The organism is Acidovorax sp. (genome assembly GCF_027492855.1).
Lineage (GTDB): Bacteria > Pseudomonadota > Gammaproteobacteria > Burkholderiales > Burkholderiaceae_C > Acidovorax.
This window is the reverse complement of the sequence record NZ_JAPUDY010000096.1, coordinates 24,080-41,725: the sequence shown is the minus strand read 5'-3', so window position 1 is coordinate 41,725 and position 17,646 is coordinate 24,080. Positions and strand designations below refer to the sequence as shown.

The 17,646-nt window shown below is 65.1% G+C and carries 14 protein-coding genes; 1 reads left to right on the top strand and 13 read right to left on the bottom strand.

Going from position 1 to position 17,646, the window contains the following annotated elements; genetic code table 11:
* Positions 1–4,474: excinuclease ABC subunit UvrA (gene uvrA, locus Q0105_RS18245; protein WP_298213707.1), on the bottom strand; the 4,474-nt coding region annotated here is incomplete at its 3' end.
* 197 nt (positions 4,475–4,671) lie between these two features.
* Between uvrA and Q0105_RS18240 the strand changes: the two genes are divergently transcribed.
* A complete protein-coding gene (locus Q0105_RS18240; RefSeq protein ID WP_298213705.1) occupies positions 4,672–5,787 on the top strand; it encodes an ABC transporter substrate-binding protein in 1,116 nt (371 codons plus the stop codon).
* Positions 5,788–5,937: 150 nt separating this feature from the next.
* Here Q0105_RS18240 and Q0105_RS18235 read toward each other — a convergent pair whose 3' ends face one another.
* The 12 genes from Q0105_RS18235 to Q0105_RS18180 all read right to left on the bottom strand — a co-directional run bounded on the left by Q0105_RS18235 (position 5,938) and on the right by Q0105_RS18180 (position 17,634).
* Entirely contained in the window at positions 5,938–6,141 is a 204-nt protein-coding gene (locus tag Q0105_RS18235) for a hypothetical protein (protein WP_298213703.1), read from the bottom strand.
* Positions 6,142–6,302: 161 nt separating this feature from the next.
* On the bottom strand, positions 6,303–7,964 hold the full coding sequence (locus tag Q0105_RS18230; RefSeq protein ID WP_298213701.1) for an MFS transporter: 1,662 nt from the start codon (positions 7,962–7,964) through the stop codon (positions 6,303–6,305).
* A 174-nt stretch (positions 7,965–8,138) separates the two neighbouring features.
* A complete protein-coding gene (locus Q0105_RS18225; protein WP_298213699.1) occupies positions 8,139–8,792 on the bottom strand; it encodes a 2-hydroxychromene-2-carboxylate isomerase in 654 nt (217 codons plus the stop codon).
* On the bottom strand, positions 8,789–9,055 hold the full coding sequence (locus Q0105_RS18220) for a DUF1289 domain-containing protein (RefSeq protein ID WP_298213697.1): 267 nt from the start codon (positions 9,053–9,055) through the stop codon (positions 8,789–8,791). Before Q0105_RS18220 ends, Q0105_RS18225 begins: the two co-directional genes overlap by 4 nt.
* Positions 9,052–9,576, bottom strand: coding sequence for a YbaK/EbsC family protein (locus Q0105_RS18215; RefSeq protein WP_298213695.1), 525 nt, complete (start codon positions 9,574–9,576; stop codon positions 9,052–9,054). The genes Q0105_RS18220 and Q0105_RS18215 overlap by 4 nt, the downstream gene beginning before the upstream one ends.
* A 24-nt stretch (positions 9,577–9,600) precedes the next feature.
* Entirely contained in the window at positions 9,601–10,515 is a 915-nt protein-coding gene (locus Q0105_RS18210) for a hydroxymethylglutaryl-CoA lyase (protein WP_298213694.1), read from the bottom strand.
* 35 nt (positions 10,516–10,550) lie between these two features.
* Complete coding sequence (locus Q0105_RS18205) at positions 10,551–11,471, bottom strand: glyoxylate/hydroxypyruvate reductase A (protein ID WP_298213692.1); 921 nt, start codon at positions 11,469–11,471, stop codon at positions 10,551–10,553.
* A gap of 63 nt (positions 11,472–11,534) precedes the next feature.
* Positions 11,535–13,550: an acetyl/propionyl/methylcrotonyl-CoA carboxylase subunit alpha gene (locus Q0105_RS18200; protein ID WP_298213690.1), complete on the bottom strand. Its 2,016-nt coding sequence runs from the start codon at positions 13,548–13,550 to the stop codon at positions 11,535–11,537.
* On the bottom strand, positions 13,551–14,270 hold the full coding sequence (locus Q0105_RS18195) for a DUF4126 domain-containing protein (RefSeq protein ID WP_298213688.1): 720 nt from the start codon (positions 14,268–14,270) through the stop codon (positions 13,551–13,553). It abuts the gene before it with no gap.
* Positions 14,271–14,296: 26 nt separating this feature from the next.
* Complete coding sequence (locus Q0105_RS18190; protein ID WP_298213686.1) at positions 14,297–15,082, bottom strand: enoyl-CoA hydratase/isomerase family protein; 786 nt, start codon at positions 15,080–15,082, stop codon at positions 14,297–14,299.
* The gene (locus Q0105_RS18185) at positions 15,079–15,999 is read right to left on the bottom strand and encodes a dienelactone hydrolase family protein (protein ID WP_298213684.1); all 921 of its coding nucleotides are present in this window, start codon (positions 15,997–15,999) and stop codon (positions 15,079–15,081) included. Before Q0105_RS18185 ends, Q0105_RS18190 begins: the two co-directional genes overlap by 4 nt.
* A gap of 27 nt (positions 16,000–16,026) precedes the next feature.
* Positions 16,027–17,634, bottom strand: coding sequence for a carboxyl transferase domain-containing protein (locus tag Q0105_RS18180; protein ID WP_298213682.1), 1,608 nt, complete (start codon positions 17,632–17,634; stop codon positions 16,027–16,029).
* Positions 17,635–17,646 lie beyond the last annotated feature (12 nt).

Sequence of the window (17,646 nt, the reverse complement as noted above, 5' to 3'; positions counted from 1 at the left end):
GGCCGATGGTGGGCTCGTCGAGCACGTAACACACGCCCTGCAGGTTGCTGCCCAGTTGCGCGGCCAGGCGGATGCGCTGCGCCTCGCCCCCGCTGAGCGTGGGTGCACCCCGGTCCAGCGTGAGGTAGCCCAGGCCCACTTCTTCGAGGAATTCAAGGCGGCTCTGGATTTCGGGCACCAGGTCGCGGGCAATGTCCGCCTCGCGCTGGGTCATGCCGCCTTCGATGCGCAGGGTCTCCACCCAGCGGCGCACGTCCGTCACCGACAGCGCTGCAATGTCGGTGATGCCCACGCCTGCAAACCGCACGGCGCGGGCCGTGGCGTTCAGGCGCGTGCCGCTGCAACTCGGGCAGGCGGTGTCGGCCAGGTCTTCCACCTCGGGCTCGGCAAAGGTCTGCTCGCGGCCTTTTTCCTTGTCGTCCTGCACCGAGTCGTCAAACACCTTGCGCTGGTCTTTGGTGAGCTTGACGCCCGTGCCCACGCAGTCGAGGCACCAGCCATGTTTGCTGTTGTACGAGAACAGGCGCGGGTCCAGCTCGGCATAGCTGGTGGCGCACACGGGGCAGGCACGTTTGGTGGAAAACGCCTGCAGCGTGCCGATGTTTGCCGTGGGCTGCCCGCTTTCCATCGCGGCGCGCAGGCTGGCAATGTCGCTCAGCACATGCACCACGCCCTTGCCGTGCGTGAGCGCGTCGGCCAGTGCTGTGCGCAACGCGGCCTCGTTCTCGGGCGACACATCGAGGCTGGCCACGGGCAGCTCGATGGTGTGCTCCTTGAAGCGGTCGATGCGCGGGAAGCCCGTGGTGGGCAAGAAGTTGCCGTCCACACGCAGGTGTGTGTAGCCACGCGGGCGGGCCCAGTCGGCCAGCTCGGTGTAGACGCCCTTGCGGTTCATCACCAGCGGCGCGAGCAGGCCGATGTGCTGGCCCCGGAAGTTCTTCAGCAGTTGCGCTGCGATGCTGTCGGGCGTTTGCGGCCGCACGGCGGCGCCGTCTTTGGTGCAGTGCTGCGTGCCGAGCTTGACGTACAGCAGGCGCAGAAAGTGCCACACCTCGGTGGTTGTGCCCACGGTGGACTTGCGCCCGCCGCGCGACAGGCGCTGCTCGATGGCGACGGTGGGCGGAATGCCATACACCGCATCCACCTCGGGCCGGCCTGCGGGCTGCACGATGGAACGTGCATAGGCGTTGAGCGATTCAAGGTAGCGGCGCTGGCCCTCGTTGAACAAGATGTCGAACGCCAGCGTGGATTTGCCCGAGCCGCTCACGCCCGTCACCACGTTGAATTGGCCACGCGGAATGTCCACGCTCAGGTTTTTTAGGTTGTGCTCCTTGGCGTTGACGATTTCAATGGCGTTTTTGGCCACTGGCGCTCGTCCCTCTTGCCCAAGCAGCTCCTTTTTTCGTAGCGCCGCAGCTTTTTCGTGCACCGAGTGGCCGCCCACGCCCAGCGCCAGCTCGTAGTCGCGCAGCGCTTGGCCGGTGTGCGAGGTGGCATGGGCGCGCACATCCTCGGGCGTGCCTTCGGCCACGATGAGCCCGCCTGCATAGCCGCCTTCGGGGCCCAGGTCGATGAGCCAGTCGCTCGCGCGGATCACGTCCAGGTTGTGCTCGATGACGATGAGCGAGTGCCCCGCATCAATGAGCTTGCGCAGCGCGCGCATGAGCTTGGCGATGTCGTCGAAGTGCAGGCCGGTGGTGGGCTCGTCGAACAAAAACAGCGTGCCCTTGCGCGCCACGGCCTGGCGCGACTTGCTTTGCACGCGCGCGGCCTCGGCCAGGAAGCCCGCGAGCTTGAGGCGCTGCGCCTCGCCGCCGGACAAGGTCGGCACGGGCTGGCCCAGCGCCACGTATTCGAGCCCCACATCCACGATGGGTTGCAGTGCGCGGATCACGTCGCGGTCGCCCGCAAACAGGTCGGCCGCCTCGGCCACCGTGAGAGCCAACACGTCGGCCACGTTGAGGCTGCGGCCGCCGCGTTCGATGGTGATCTCCAGAATCTCGGGCCGGTAGCGCTTGCCATCGCAATCCGGGCAGCGCAGGTACACGTCGCTCAGGAACTGCATCTCCACATGCTCGAAGCCCGAGCCCCCGCAGGTCGGGCAGCGCCCGTCGCCGCTGTTGAAGCTGAACTTGCTGGCGGTGTAGCTGCGCTGCCTGGACAGCGGGGCCACCGCATACAGCTCGCGGATGCTGTCCCACGCGCCCACATAGCTCACGGGGTTGGAACGCGCCGTCTTGCCAATCGGTGACTGGTCCACAAACACCACGTCCGACAGGTGGTCGGCGCCCAGCATGCGGTCGTGCGCGCCCGGCGTGTCGGTGGCCTTGCCGAAGTGGCGCAGCAGCGCGGGCGCCAGCACGTCCTGGATCAGACTCGACTTGCCCGAGCCGCTCACGCCCGTCACGGTGACCAGACGCTGCAGCGGGAACTCGACCGACACGTTCTGCAGGTTGTGCTCGCGCGCGCCTTCGAGGATGAGGCGCGGTGTCGATTCCGTCACCATGCGCTTGAAGCCAAAGCCCACCTGCTTGCGCCCGCCCAGGTAGGCGCCGGTGAGGGTGTCGGCGTTGCGCAAATCCGCCGTGGTGCCGTCGAACACGATCTGCCCGCCCAGGCGCCCCGGGCCGGGGCCCATGTCGATCATGCGGTCGGCCGCGAGCATCACGGCCGGGTCATGCTCGACCACCACCAGCGTGTTGCCCGCATCGCGCAGGCGCAGCATGGCCTCGGTGATGCGGTGCATGTCGCGCGGGTGCAGGCCGATGCTGGGCTCGTCCAGCACGAACAAGGTGTTGACCAGGCTGGTGCCCAGCGCGGTGGTGAGGTTGATGCGCTGCACCTCGCCACCACTCAGCGTGCGGCTTTGGCGGTCTAACGTGAGGTAGCCAATGCCCACGTCGCACAGGTATTTGAGGCGGGTGGTGATTTCTTCGTGCAGCAGCTTGAGCGCCTGGGCGTCGCCGCCCTTGGCATCGTCGCCCACGGGCAGCTGCATGCGGTCGAAGAAACGGCGCAGCCGGTCGATGGGCAGCAGCATCAGGTCGTGCAGGCACAGGCCGGGCAACGCTTCGAGCTGCTCGCGCGACCACAACACGCCCTCGGGCATGAAGCGTTTGCCGGGCTCCAGCACCGCGTCGGCGTCTTCCTTGCGGCCGATGCGCCAAAGCAGGCTTTCAGTCTTGAGGCGTGCGCCCGCGCAGGTGGGGCATGGTGTGTAGCTGCGGTATTTGGACAAGAGCACGCGGATGTGCATCTTGTAGGCTTTGCTTTCGAGGTACTCGAAGAAGCGCTTGATGCCGTACCACTGCTTGCTCCACTGCCCGTCCTTGTAACCTGGTGTGCCCCCGATCACCCATTTTTTCTGGTCGTCGGTGAGCTTGTACCAGGGCGTGTCGCGCGGGATGCCCGCCGTCTCGGCGTGGCGCATGAGGTCGTCCTGCGCCTCCTTCCATGCGGGGGTCTGGATGGTCTTGATGGCGCCAGCGCGCAGCGTGAGCTTGTCGTTGGGGATGACGAGGCCATAGTCCACCCCGATCACGCGGCCAAAGCCCCGGCAGCTCTCGCACGCGCCCACGGCGGAGTTGAACGAGAAAGCCGATGGAACGGGATCGCTGTAGCGCAGGTCGCTGTCGGGGCAATGCAGGCCGGTGGAGAAGCGCCACAGTTCGGGCGCATCCGTCGTTCGCGTTGAGCTTGGCGTGTCCTGAGCTTGTCGAAGGGTCGAAACAGTGTCCCGGCCTTCGACAAGCTCAGGCTGAACGGATGGGAGGACATACACATTGAGTCGCCCCGTGCCGCGCTTGAGCGCGACCTCAATGGCCTCGATCACCCGCGCTTTCTCGGCATTGCCCAGACGGAACCGGTCTGCCACCACATCGAGCACCTTGCGCGGCCCCGTGGGCGTGGCCACTTCACGCTCGGCCTGCACCTTGGTGAAACCGCTGGCGGACAGCCATTGCTCGACCTGTTCAGCCGACGTGTTGGCAGGCAGCTCCACCGGAAAGGTCAGCACGATGCGCGGATCACCGGCTGCGGCACAACGCGCGGCCAGCTCGGCGTAGATGGTTTCGGGCGAGTCGTGCCGCACCGGCTGCGCCGTCTGTTTGTCGAACAATTGGCCCGCGCGCGCGAACAAGAGCTTCAGGTGGTCGTTCAGCTCCGTCATCGTGCCCACGGTGGAACGGCTGGAGCGCACGGGGTTGGTCTGGTCAATGGCAATGGCCGGGGGCACGCCTTCGACCTTGTCCACGGCAGGTTTGTCCATGCGATCGAGGAACTGGCGCGCGTAGGCGCTGAAAGTCTCCACATACCGCCGCTGGCCCTCGGCATACAGGGTGTCGAACACCAGGCTGGATTTTCCCGAGCCGCTGGGGCCCGTGACCACCGTCAATTCACCGGTGCGGATGTCCAGATCCAGGTTCTTGAGGTTGTGCTGGCGTGCGCCGCGGATTCGGATCAGTCCCTGGGTCATGAAAGCGGTCTTTCGGGTGTGAGGCAGAACATTCTAGAGACGCGGAGACCGCCCCGCCCGGCGCTGCCGATTGCCCTTGGAATGCGGTGTGCTGCTTCAAATGAGGCGCAAAGAGTCATCCCTCGGAAAAACCCCTTGGAGTGGCGTGGAAGCATAGGTTTAGACTGCCTCTTTCATAAGACAACGAGGAGACAGCCATGAAACAATGGCAGACACTGTGGGCGGGCGCCGTCCTGGCCCTTTCCCTGGGCACTGCCAGCCATGCCCAGATCCTGATCGGCCAGACGGCGGGGTTCTCCGGCCAGGTGGCGGCGGGGGTGAAGGAAACCACCGACGGCGCGTTGCTGTACATCGACTCCATCAACGCCAAGGGGGGCGTGAACGGCCAGAAAATCGAGCTCACCTCGCTGGACGACAAGTTCGAACCCAAGCTGGCCGCCGAAAACGCACGCAAGCTGATCGAGGAGCAGAACGTGGTCGCCATGTTCCTCACGCGCGGCACGCCCCATACCGAGGCCATGATTCCCTTACTCGAAAAGCATGGGGTGCCGCTGGTGGCGCCCTCCACCGGGGCCATGGTGCTGCACCAGCCGGTACGCAAGCAGATTTTTAATGTGCGGGCCACCTACCAGCGAGAAGCCGAAAAGGCGATCACCCACCTGGCCTCGATGGGCATCACCCGCATCGCGCTGGTGTATGCAGACGACAGCTTTGGCAGGGATGGCGTATTGGGGGCAGAAAAGGGGCTCGCAGGCGCCAAGCTCACCGCAACGGTGTCCGAAAAGTTCAACCGCACCAAGCCTGATTTCGCGCCCATTGCAGAGAAGATCGCCAAGGGCAATGTGCAAGCGGTGTTGATGGTGGCATCTGGCACCGCCGTGGTGGATGGCGGCGATGCGTTCCGCGCGGCGGGCTCGACAGCGCAGATCGTCACGCTGTCCAACAACGCGTCTGGGGGGTTCATCAAGAGCCTGGGCAAAAACGCGCGTGGCGTGATCGTGACCCAGGTCTATCCCAATGAACGCGCCGTGACCTACCCCATGGTCAAAGAAGCCCAGGAGCTGGCCAAGGCCAAGGGCCTGAAAGAGATCAGCCCGGCCATGCTGGAGGGCTTTGCCGCCGCCAAGGTGCTGGTCGAGGGCCTCAGACGGGCTGGCCCCAAGCCCACCCGCAGCAGCATCCAGGCGGCCCTGGAAGGCATTCGCAAGTTCGATCTTGGCGGACTGGAAGTGAGCTACAGCCCGGACGACCACACCGGATTGGATTTTGCGGACCTGTCCATCATTGGCCCGGCTGGCCGCTTCCGGCGCTGAAAGGCGGGCGGCCACACACCAACAAGCCGCCACACGCAAATAAATAAAAAGCCCGGTGCCAACATGGCACCGGGCTTTGTTTTTTTGTTTCTGACTCCGCTGAACGCCGTGTGTGCCGAAACCGGCTTCACGGCGTCATCGCGCCGCCACTCACTGGGCGCTGGCGGCGGATGCGGGGGCCGCTGCAGCGGCAGGGGCGGCAGCTGGCGGGGCACTGGCCGCAGCGGGCTCAGGCGCATGCACGGCATCTGCACCATGCTTTTCACCGCCCATGTCGGCCTTGTCACCCGCCTTGATGATCACGTACATCGACAGGGCTGCGAACAAAACGAAGCCAACAGCAATCTTCCACATAAATATCTCCTTGAATGGGTTTGTTCAATCAAAGGGCCTGGAGCGCGGCGTTATAGGTTGTGCTGTGCGGCACAAGCCCCTTGATGGAACACAGGGCCCGCCCCTCGCGGGTCGGGCCCTGCACACCGGTCAATACCGATCAGTGGTTACGTACTGATCAATCAATCGTTGGCGTAGATGTCCACGTCCTTGGTTTCCTTGATGAACAGGCCACCAATCACCACGGTAGCACCCGCGATGATGATGGGGTACCACAGGCCGTTGTACATATTGCCGGTCTGGGCCACGATGGCGAACGCCGTGGTGGGCAGCAGGCCGCCGAACCAGCCGTTACCGATGTGGTAAGGCAGCGACATCGATGTGTAGCGGATACGGGTGGGGAACATTTCCACCAGCATGGCGGCAATAGGGCCGTACACCATGGTCACCAGCAGCACCAGATAGACCAGGATCGCGATGACCATGACCCTGTCGATACGGGCAGGGTCTGCCTTGGTGGGATAGCCAGCCGCCTTGAGCGTATCAGCCACAGCCTTCTTGAACTCGCCGTCCTTCTTCTTAGCTTCGTCAGCGGGCAGGCCCTTGCTGGAGTACGAGGTGATGACCGTTTCACCGATCTTGATCGATGCGGGCGTACCAGCGGCAGCCACAGCGTTCTCATAGCTCACCGAAGCGCCAGCCAGCACCTGCTTGGCGATGTCGCACGAGCTGGTGAACTTGGTCGTACCCGTGGGGTTGAACTGGAACGAGCATTCCTTGGGGTCGGCCGTGACGATAACCTGGTTCTTGGCTTGGGCTTCGGCCAGGGCGGGGTTGGCCGCCTTGGTCAGCGCGCCGAACACGGGGAAGTACGTCAGCGCGGCCAGCAGGCAGCCTGCCAGGATGATGGGCTTGCGGCCGATCTTGTCGGACAGCGAACCGAACACGATGAAGAACGGCGTACCGATCAGCAGCGAGATGGCCACAAAAATGTTGGCAGTGGCGCCATCGACCTTGAGCGTTTGCGTAAGGAAGAACAGTGCATAGAACTGGCCCGAGTACCACACCACGGCCTGGCCGGCGGTCAAGCCTACCAGCGCCAGGATCACGATCTTGAGGTTCTTCCACTCACCGAAGGATTCCTTCAGCGGGGCCTTGGAGGTCTTGCCCTCGGCCTTCATCTTCTGGAAGGCGGGGGATTCGTTCATCGACAGGCGGATCCAGACCGAGATGGCCAGCAGCAGGATCGACACGATGAACGGAATGCGCCAGCCCCAGTCAGCAAAGGCTTCTTCGCCCAACGTGGTGCGGGTGCCCAGAATCACCATCAGCGACAGGAACAGGCCCAGCGTCGCGGTGGTCTGAATCCAGGCCGTGTAGGCGCCGCGCTTGCCGTGCGGAGCGTGCTCGGCCACGTAGGTGGCGGCACCGCCGTACTCACCGCCCAGTGCCAGGCCTTGCAGCAGGCGCAGCACGATCAGGATGACGGGAGCGGCCACACCAATGGAGGCGTAGGTGGGCAGGATACCCACGATGAAGGTAGACAGGCCCATGATCAGGATGGTGACCAGGAACGTGTATTTGCGTCCGATCATGTCGCCCAGGCGGCCAAAGAAGATGGCGCCGAACGGACGAACAATGAAGCCCGCCGCAAACGCCAGCAGCGCGAAGATGAAGGCAGAGCCCGCATCCAGACCGCTGAAGAACTGCTTGGCGATGATGGCCGCGAGCGAGCCGTACAAGTAAAAATCGTACCACTCGAAAACGGTGCCGAGCGAAGAAGCGAAGATGACCTTTCGCTCCTCGGGCGTCATCGGCCGCGGTGCGGGATGGACTGTTGCCATGGTGTGTGTCTCCTATTGGTTATTCAGACCGCGCAGCGGCGCGGCTGTACGCATTCTTGGAGATGGCACTGACCACGCTCTGACGCGAAACCAACAAGAGCTTGCACCAAACTGACCGCTCTCTGACAACTTAGGGTGAAACCCGCAGAGGCGCTTTCAGCATGCGAGAACAGCTCAGTTTTTGGGTGGCAAGCCCGATGGAACCTGACGCACGGCCTCCCACTCGGGCCCCTCGAACCAGGGGTCGGCATCGAGGTAGGCGCGCAGCATGGGCAGGCCGTCGAGCCCCCAAAACAGCTTGCCATCGACCGCGAACGCGGGCACGCCAAACACCCCCGCTGCCTGCGCAGCTTCGGTGTTGGCGCGCAGCAAGGCCTTGGGGCCCTCGCTGTTCACATCCTGCCCCGGCTTGATCTGGTCGGCCAGCTCCGCCGCCAGCGCGGCCAGGCGCTCAGCGTCCAGCGCATCGTGCCCGCCCTGCCACACATGGCGCAGCACCGCGCCCGCCACAAAGCGGTTGATGAAACCGTCGTCGCTGCAGGCCAGCGCCTGGCGCAGCAGGGGCAGCGGGTTGAACGGGTGGCGCGCAGGCATTGAGAGCGGCGTGCCCTGCGCATGGCCCAGCCAGGTCACATGGCGGTAGGTCCAGTCGCGCTTGGGGGCAATGCCCGCCGGGCCGGGGTTGCCGTGCTGCTGCAGCAAGGCACCCAGCAGCACGGGCTGATAGGCCACGCTGTAGTTCAGCCCCTCCAGCACTTCGGGCAGGCGCTCGAACGCGAGCCAGGCGTAGGGCGACACAAAGTCGAGATAGAAGGTGATGTGCTTCATGGCTGCGTCTCCTGCGCTACCAACGGAATACCCGCGCGCTCCAACAATTGCATCCAGATGCCACGGCGCAGGCTGCCATCGGCACGCGACCAGATCCGGATCTCGTCCAACGTGCGAAAGCAGCCCTCGCAGTGGCTGCGGTCGGGCGACATGCGGCACACCGAGATGCAGGGTGACGGCACAGGCTCTGCACTATTTGCATCAAAATGGCCGTTAGCGCTTGATTGACAAGCGCGAGCAGCTAGCAAATCGATAGCACTCACAAAACCCCCTTCGCGGGCGTATCCGCCGGGCCTTGCACCACGTCCACCACGGGCGCGCCGGTCAGGCGCTGCAAATCGGCCGGGTGCAACGGGAAAACGCCGTGTGGGTGGCCCGCAGCGGCCCACACCACGTCGAACCGCAGCAGGTCCTGGTCGATCAGCGTGACCGGCGGCGTGGCATGGGCCAGTGGCGACACGCCGCCAATCGAAAACCCGGTGCGCGCCTTCACAAACTCGGCATCGGCCCGGCCGATCTTGCCCACCAGCGCCTCCACCTTTTTCTCGTCCACACGCCGGTCGCCCGAGGTGACCACCAGCACCGCCACATCGTCGCTTTTGCGCCGAAAGATGATGCTCTTGGCAATCTGCCCCACGCCAATGCCCAGCGCGTCAGCCGCCTGCTGGGCCGTGCGCGCGGCATCGTCCAGCATCTGGGGCATGTGGGGGTGGTTGAGCGATTGCAGGGCAGCGGCCACGCGCTGCACGCCTTCGGGAAGATTTTTCAGTTCAGCTCCACACACGGTATTCGTCTCCTGCACCGGGCCTTACCCGGCGCGCTTGGTCAGCAGCGCATTGGCTGCACGGGAGTTGGGTTTGCGCCCCAGAAAATCACTGATGTACGCACCCGCATCGATGAGCTTATCAAGGTCGATGCCCGTCTCGATGCCCATGCCCTGCAGCATGTACACCACGTCTTCGGTGGCCACATTGCCCGTGGCGCCCTTGGCGTAGGGGCAGCCGCCCAGCCCGGCCACGGACGACTGGTAGTTCCACACCCCCATCTCCAGCGCGGCCAGCGTGTTGGACAGCGCCTGGCCGTAGGTGTCATGAAAATGGCCCGACACCTCGTCGATGCCGAAGTGCTGCAGCGTGGCCTCGATGGCGCGCTGCACCTTGCGCGGCGTGCCCACGCCGATGGTGTCGGCCACGTCCACGCGCTGCACGCCAATGCCCTTGAGCAAACCCGCGAGATACGCCACGCGCTCGGGGGCGATCTCGCCTTCATATGGGCAGCCCACGGTGCAGCTCATCGCGCCGCGCACGCGGATGCCCGCCGCCAGAGCGGCCTCCACCACGGGCGCAAAGCGTTCGATGCTCTCGGCAATGCTGCAGTTGATGTTGCGCTGGCTGAAGGCTTCGCTGGCCGATCCGAACACCACGATCTCGCCCGGTTGGTCGATGACGGCGGCTTCAAAACCTTTGAGGTTGGGCGTGAGCACCGAGTACGCCACGCCCTGCTGGCGGGCGATACCCTCCATCACTTCGTGGTTGTCGGCCATCTGTGGCACCCACTTGGGGCTGACATAGCTGGTGACCTCGATCTCCTGCAAACCCGCAGCCTGCAGGCGGTGCACCAATTCGATCTTGACGGCGGCGGGCACGGGTGTTTTTTCGTTTTGCAGGCCGTCACGCGGACCTACGTCGATGAGCCGTACGCGGGAGGGGATGGATGAGGTCATGGCGGGTCCTGAAGAAGGAAAAGGCGCGAGGAGGTTCAATACCCGCGCGCCGGATTGACGATGCCCGCCACCGCCTCGCCCCGCTGCAGCGCGGCAATCTTGCGTGCGATCTGGGCAATGCTCTCGTCGCGCAACGTGCGCGCCGAGGTGTGGGGGGTGAGGGTGATGCGCGGGTGGTTCCAGAAAACATGGCCCGCGGGCAAGGGCTCGGTGCGAAACACGTCGAGTGTGGCGCCCGCCACATGGCCGCTGTCGATAAGGGCCAGCAGGTCTTCGTCCACCAAATGCGCGCCGCGCGCCACGTTGATGACGTAGGCGCCGGGCTGCAGTCGGCCCAGCGTGTCCTTGTTCATCACGTTGGCCGTGTCAGGCGTGAGCGGCAGCAGGTTGACCAGCACGCGGCTCGCCGCCAGAAAATCGTTGAACTGCGCTGCACCACTGAAGGCGCGCACGCCATCGATGGCCTTGGGGCTGCGGCTCCAGCCGTTGACGGGAAATTCAAACTGCGCAAGCGCCCGGGCCACACGCTCGCCCAGCACGCCCAGGCCCATCACGCCGATGGGGAAGTCGCTGCGCAGCCGTGGCTTGCGGTAGCCCCAGCGCCCGGCCGCCATGTCGGCCTCGTAGCCGTCGAATTCCCGAAAGTGGCGAATGACCGCGTGGCACACGTACTCAGCCATCTGTACAGCCATGCCTGCATCATCGAGCCGCACCACCAGCGCGTTGGGCGGCAGGCGCAGCTTGAGCAATGCGTCCACGCCCGCGCCGATATTGAACAGGGCTTTGAGGCCCGGTTGATCATCCATGAACTGCTGGGGCGGCGCCCAGACCACGGCGCAGTCGGCCTGCGGAGCGCCAGGTTGCCACGCGGAAATTTCTGCCCCCGGCAGCGCAGTGGCCAGCCCTTGCAGCCAAGGCTCGGCCTTGGTGTCGGTACAGCAAAAGGTGATCTTCATGGCACCCAAGGGTAACGGCATTGCACCCTGCGCGCTGTCACGCGCGGGGTGCCCCCGCAACGCTCATGCCTTCTCGGCAGCCACGAGTTTCAGCAACTCGGCCCCTTCGGTGACCTGGTCGCCGGGCGCGTACAGCAGTTCCTGCACCACGCCGTCGGCCGGGGCGGCAATGGTGTGCTCCATCTTCATGGCCTCCATCACCGCCAACGGCTGGCCCTTGGTCACGGCGTCGCCCGCCTTCACGGCAAACGACACTACCTTGCCTGGCATGGGCGCCGTGAGGCGCCCGCCCTCGGCGGCGGATTCGCCCGAGTGGGCCAGCAAGTCAATGGCGGTGATCTGCGTCGCGCCCGTGGGGGTGAACACATGGTCCACCTCGCCCTGCGCGTACACGGCGGCGCGTGTGCGCTGGCCCGCAAACTGCAGCTCAATGCCTTGTGCCCCCGCGCTGAACACCAGCGGACCCGCCACCTGCGCGGCACCTTCGCCCACAGACAGGTGCAGGCTGCCGCTGCGCTCATAGGTGAGCCAAGCCTTGGCATGCTCGCCGCAAAACTCAAATTCGAAACGGCGCTGCACCACACCGTGCGTGTGAAAGCCGTCGCGGCGGCTGAACGGGTCCACGCCCTCGCTGGCGCGCTCGCGCAGCAGGGTTTGCGCCACGGCAGCAGCAGCGGCCAGCGGCAGACCCACGCTTTCCTGATGGAACAACACGGCCTGCTCACGCGGGATGAGCGCGGTGTCGAGGTTGGCCTTGGCAAACGATTCGGTGCGCGCCACACGGCGCAGAAACTGCACATTGGTCGCCAGGCCCACGATGTGGGTCTGGGCCAGCGCTTCATCCAGCCGGGCCAGCGCTTGTTCGCGCGTGTCGCCATGCACGATGAGCTTGGCCACCATCGAGTCATAGAACGGGCTGATCGCGTCGCCCTGGCGCACGCCGGAATCGACGCGCACGGAGCCCCGTTCAAACGTCACGCACTCGGGCAGGCCATAAACATTGAGCGAGCCTGTGGCAGGCAGAAAGTTGTTGTCGGGGTTTTCGGCGCAGATACGCGCTTCGATGGCGTGGCCGGTGATGCGCAGTTCGTCCTGCTGCAGAGGCAACGGTTCGCCCGAGGCCACACGCAGTTGCCACTCCACCAGGTCCTGGCCGGTAATGGCTTCGGTCACCGGGTGCTCCACCTGCAGGCGGGTGTTCATCTCCATGAAGAAGAAGTTCATGGAACCATCGGCGCGCTGCTCGACGATGAACTCCACCGTGCCCGCGCCCACATAGTTCACCGCCCGCGCGGCAGCCACTGCGGCATTGCCCATCTGCTGGCGCATGGCCTCGGTCATGCCGGGTGCGGGGGCTTCTTCCAGCACCTTCTGGTGGCGGCGTTGCACCGAGCAATCACGCTCGAACAGGTACACGTAATTGCCCAACGTGTCGCCAAACACCTGGATCTCGATGTGGCGCGGGCGCTGCACGTATTTTTCGATCAGCACCGCATCGTCGCCAAAGCTGTTGATGGCCTCGCGTTTGCACGAGTCGAGCGCGGCGGCAAAGTCCTCGGCCTTGTCCACCGCGCGCATGCCTTTGCCACCACCACCGGCGCTGGCCTTGATGAGCACGGGGTAGCCAATGCGGTCGGCTTCGGCCTGCAACAGGGCGCGGTCCTGGTTGGCGCCGTGGTAGCCGGGCACCAGGGGCACACCCGCCTTTTCCATGAGCTGCTTGGACTCGGCCTTGAGCCCCATGTCCTTGATGGCCGAAGGAGGCGGGCCGATGAAAACCAGGCCCGCGTCGGCACAGGCCTGCGCAAACTCTTCGTTCTCGCTCAGGAAACCGTAACCGGGGTGGATGGCTTGTGCGCCCGTGGCCTTGGCTGCCTCGATGATGCGCTCCCAGCGCAGGTAGCTCTCCTTGGGCGCACTGCCGCCGATGTGCACGGCCTCGTCGCACACGGCCACATGTTTGGCACTGGCGTCGGCATCGGAGTACACGGCGACGGTTTTTACACCCAGCCGCTTGGCGGTCGCAGCAACGCGGCAGGCAATCTCGCCACGATTGGCAATCAGGATTTTTGTAAACATTTAAGCCACTCCAGGGGAGCCAGAAAAGAAACGAGACGCACGGCGCAGCACCGCACGCAGGAATTTGAAAAGCACCCAGGTCACCACCCACATGCACACCACGACGATGCACAGCAGCACACCAAAGAGCACCGGGTGCGTGGCGGCCAGCCATACGGCCACAACCACAACGCCATCCTCAAACAGACTCGCCAGGATGTTGCTGAAGGGTTCTGGCGAGGTGTTGATGGCCGCGCGTGTGGTCATCTTGGCGGCCTGGCTGGTGGCGGCCAGGCTACCGCCCAAGAGCGCTGCGGCCAGGCCCATGGTGGCGCTGTCGGCGCCCAGCGCGCCCGCAGCCAACGCCGCGCCTGCGGGAATGCGGATCACGCTTTGCAGCATGTCCCACAACGAATCGAGGCCCGGAATCTTGTCGGCGAAAAACTCGACGAACAGCATGAAACCGCTGGCCGACAACATGGCCGGATGCGCCAGCACCGACAGGCCTGGCGGCAGTGCAATCCAGCCCACCATGCCCGCCAACCCGGTGATGAACACCACGGCATACAACCGAAAGCCACTGGCCCAGCCCAGCGCGGCGGCCAGCGCCAGCAAGCTGGGCATGTCGAGCTGGGCCGTGACATTGGCCGCCGCATCGCCCACGGCGCGCGCGGTGCCGCCATCCACATGCAGCCCCAGCGTGTGGAGCCACTGCACGATGTTGTTCCAGATGGTGTTCATGGCAGATGTCTTTCCGTGCAGGTCGGTCAGCCCACCAGCCAGTTGGGCTTGCGCTTGTTCAGGAAGGATTGCACGCCCTCCTTGCCTTCGTCGCTGGCGCGGATGTCGGCAATGCCCTCCACCGTGGCCGCTATCAGGCCCGCGTTGATCTCACGCTCTGCCACATCAAGCACCAGCTTCTTGCAGGCACGCACGGCGTTGGGGCTGGCGCTGGTCAGGGCCTTGAGCAGTTCATCGACCTTGGCGTCGAGCTGGTCCGCCGCAACCACCTCATGCACGAAGCCGATGCGCAGTGCTTCTGCTGCGCCAAACCGCTCGGCCGTGAGGAAGTAACGGTGCGCAGCGCGCGCGCCCATGGCACGGATCACATAAGGGCTGATGGTGGCGGGGATGAGGCCGAGCTTGACCTCGCTGAGGCAAAAACCCGCTGTGTCCACCGCCACGGCCATGTCGCAGGCCGCCACCAGGCCCATGCCGCCGGCGTACACATCGCCCTGCACACGGGCGATCGTGGGTTTAGGGCATTCATAGATCACGCGCAGCATCTCGGCCAGCTTGCCCGCGTCGGCCAAATTCTCGGCGCGCGTGTAGTCGGCCATGCGGCGCATCCAGTTGAGGTTGGCGCCCGCGCAGAAGGCCGGGCCCTTGGCCGCCAGCACCACGGCGCGCACATCCGCACGCCCTCCCACATCGGTGAAGGCGGCGGTCAGCTCGGCGATGACTTCATCGCTGAAGGCGTTGCGGATCTCGGGCTGGGTGAGCGTGATGTACGCCACGGCGCCGATTTGGGTGATGGAGAGATTGGTGCTCATGGCGTAGTTGCGGCCAGTTCGGCTCGCGGAGATGGAACAAGAGATGGCTCGCGGGCGACCAGCACCCGGCTCCAGAATTCATCGAGCGCGGCCAGTGATTTGGCCCGTGCCTCGGGGTTGCCACCCTGGTGCACGCCCTGAGCCGAGGTGCCGTTGGGCACATCGGTGCGCAGGCGGACGGGGGCCGTGCCGTCAAAGCCGTGGTAGCTGCCCTCATACACCCGCACGGAGACATCGCTGCCGCTCTGCACCTGCAGGCTGCGCGCAAAGTCCACGCACGGCTGAGCAGGGGTCCAGTCATCCAGGGCACCCAACTGCATCAGCAGCGGGGCGGTCTCCAACGCGGCCTGGCGCTTGGCCAGCGGGGCGCAGCCGGGGTAGAACACGGCCGCACCGGCGATGGCGGGCTCGCCCGGCTCGGGATGGATGCGGCGCTGCTCCAGCAAGTTCAAAGTGGTGGTCGCACCGTTGGACCAGCCGAGCACGCCGATGCGCCGTGCATCCACCTGCGGCTGGGCCGCCAGCCAGGCCAGCGCGGCACGCGCATCCAACACCCGCTGGGCCACGTCCACGCTGCGCTCACGATAGCGGGTCTGGCAGATCTCGCGCAGGCCGCGCGAGCCGAAGCTGTCGAGCATCAGCACCGCGTAGCCTGCGGCGTGCAGGCGGTCAGCCGTCTCGCGGTAACGCTCGGCCAGGCCGCCGCCCTTGGCGTACAGCCCGCCGCAGCCATGCAGCGCGAGCACGGCGGGGCTACGCCCTTCGCTCTGCGCAGGCAACCAGTGCGCGCGCAGCACCACGCCGGAGGGCAGCGGTGGCATGTCCACGCGCTGCAAGACAGGCGCAGCGCCAGCGCAAGCAGCGGCCAGCCCGAGGACGGCGGCGGGCAGCAAGCAGCGAAGGAGGACAACAGGCATGGCGGTGCGGTGGAGCAATCGGTGGGTCTACATCCGGAACAGGCCGAACTTCGTGTCCTCAATCGGTGCGTTGCGCGTGGCCGCCAGGCCCAACGCCAGCACGCGGCGCGTGTCGGCGGGGTCGATCACGCCGTCATCCCACAGGCGCGCGGTGGCGTAGTAGGGGTGGCCCTGGTCTTCGTACTGGCGGCGGATGGGGGCCTTGAAGGCTTCTTCTTCCTCCGTGCTCCACTGGCCGCCCTTGGCTTCGATGCCGTCGCGCTTGACAGTGGCGAGCACCCCAGCCGCCTGATCGCCGCCCATGACGCTGATGCGTGCGTTGGGCCACATCCACAAAAAACGGGGACTGTACGCACGGCCACACATGCCGTAGTTGCCCGCGCCAAAGCTGCCACCGATGATGATGGTGAACTTGGGCACACTGGCTGTGGCCACGGCCGTGACCATCTTGGCGCCGTTGCGCGCGATGCCTTCGTTTTCGTACTTGCGGCCGACCATGAAGCCGGTGATGTTCTGCAAAAACACCAGCGGAATCTTGCGCTGGCAGCACAGCTCGATGAAGTGCGCGCCCTTCAAGGCCGACTCGCTGAACAGAATGCCGTTGTTGGCGATGATGCCGACCATCATGCCTTCGATGCGCGCAAAGCCCGTGACCAGCGTGGTGCCGTAGCGTGCCTTGAACTCGTCGAACTCGCTGCCATCCACGATGCGGGCGATGATCTCGCGCACGTCGAAGGGCTTGCGCGTATCCACGGGGATCACGCCATACAGCTCTTCTGCTACAAACTTAGGAGCTATTGGCGCTTGATCAGCGGGCGCTAGAGCCTTGTTTTTATTCAAATTGCGTACTGCGTTGCGTGCCAACTGCAGCGCATGCATGTCGTTTTGCGCCAGGTGGTCGGCCACGCCCGACAGGCGCGTGTGTACATCGCCACCGCCTAGGTCCTCGGCCGTGACGACCTCGCCCGTGGCAGCCTTCACCAGCGGCGGACCGCCCAAAAAGATGGTGCCCTGGTTCTTGACGATGATGGACTCGTCACTCATGGCGGGCACGTAAGCGCCGCCTGCTGTGCACGAGCCCATGACCACGGCGATCTGCGAGATACCCTGGGCACTCATGTTGGCCTGGTTGAAGAAGATGCGGCCGAAGTGGTCGCGGTCGGGGAAAACCTCGTCCTGGTTGGGCAGGTTGGCGCCGCCCGAGTCCACCAAATAGATGCAAGGCAGGTGGTTCTGCTGCGCCACTTCCTGCGCGCGCAGGTGCTTCTTGACGGTGAGCGGGTAGTAGGTGCCGCCCTTCACCGTGGCGTCATTGCACACGACCATGCAGTCCACACCGCTCACACGGCCGATGCCCGCGATGAGCCCGGCGCTGGGCGCATCGTTGTTGTACATGTTGAGCGCGGCCAGGGGCGCAAGCTCCAAGAAGGGCGTTCCGGGGTCCAGCAGCATCTGCACACGCTCGCGCGGCAGCAGCTTGCCACGGGCGGTGTGCTTGGCGCGGGCTGCTTCGCCGCCGCCCTGGGCCACCTTGTCGAGCTGGGCGCGCAGATCATCCACCAGCGTGCGCATGGCGGCCGCATTGGCCAGAAAGTCCGCCGAGCGGGCGTTGAGTTGGGTATCGAGAATGGTCATACGGATTCGTGC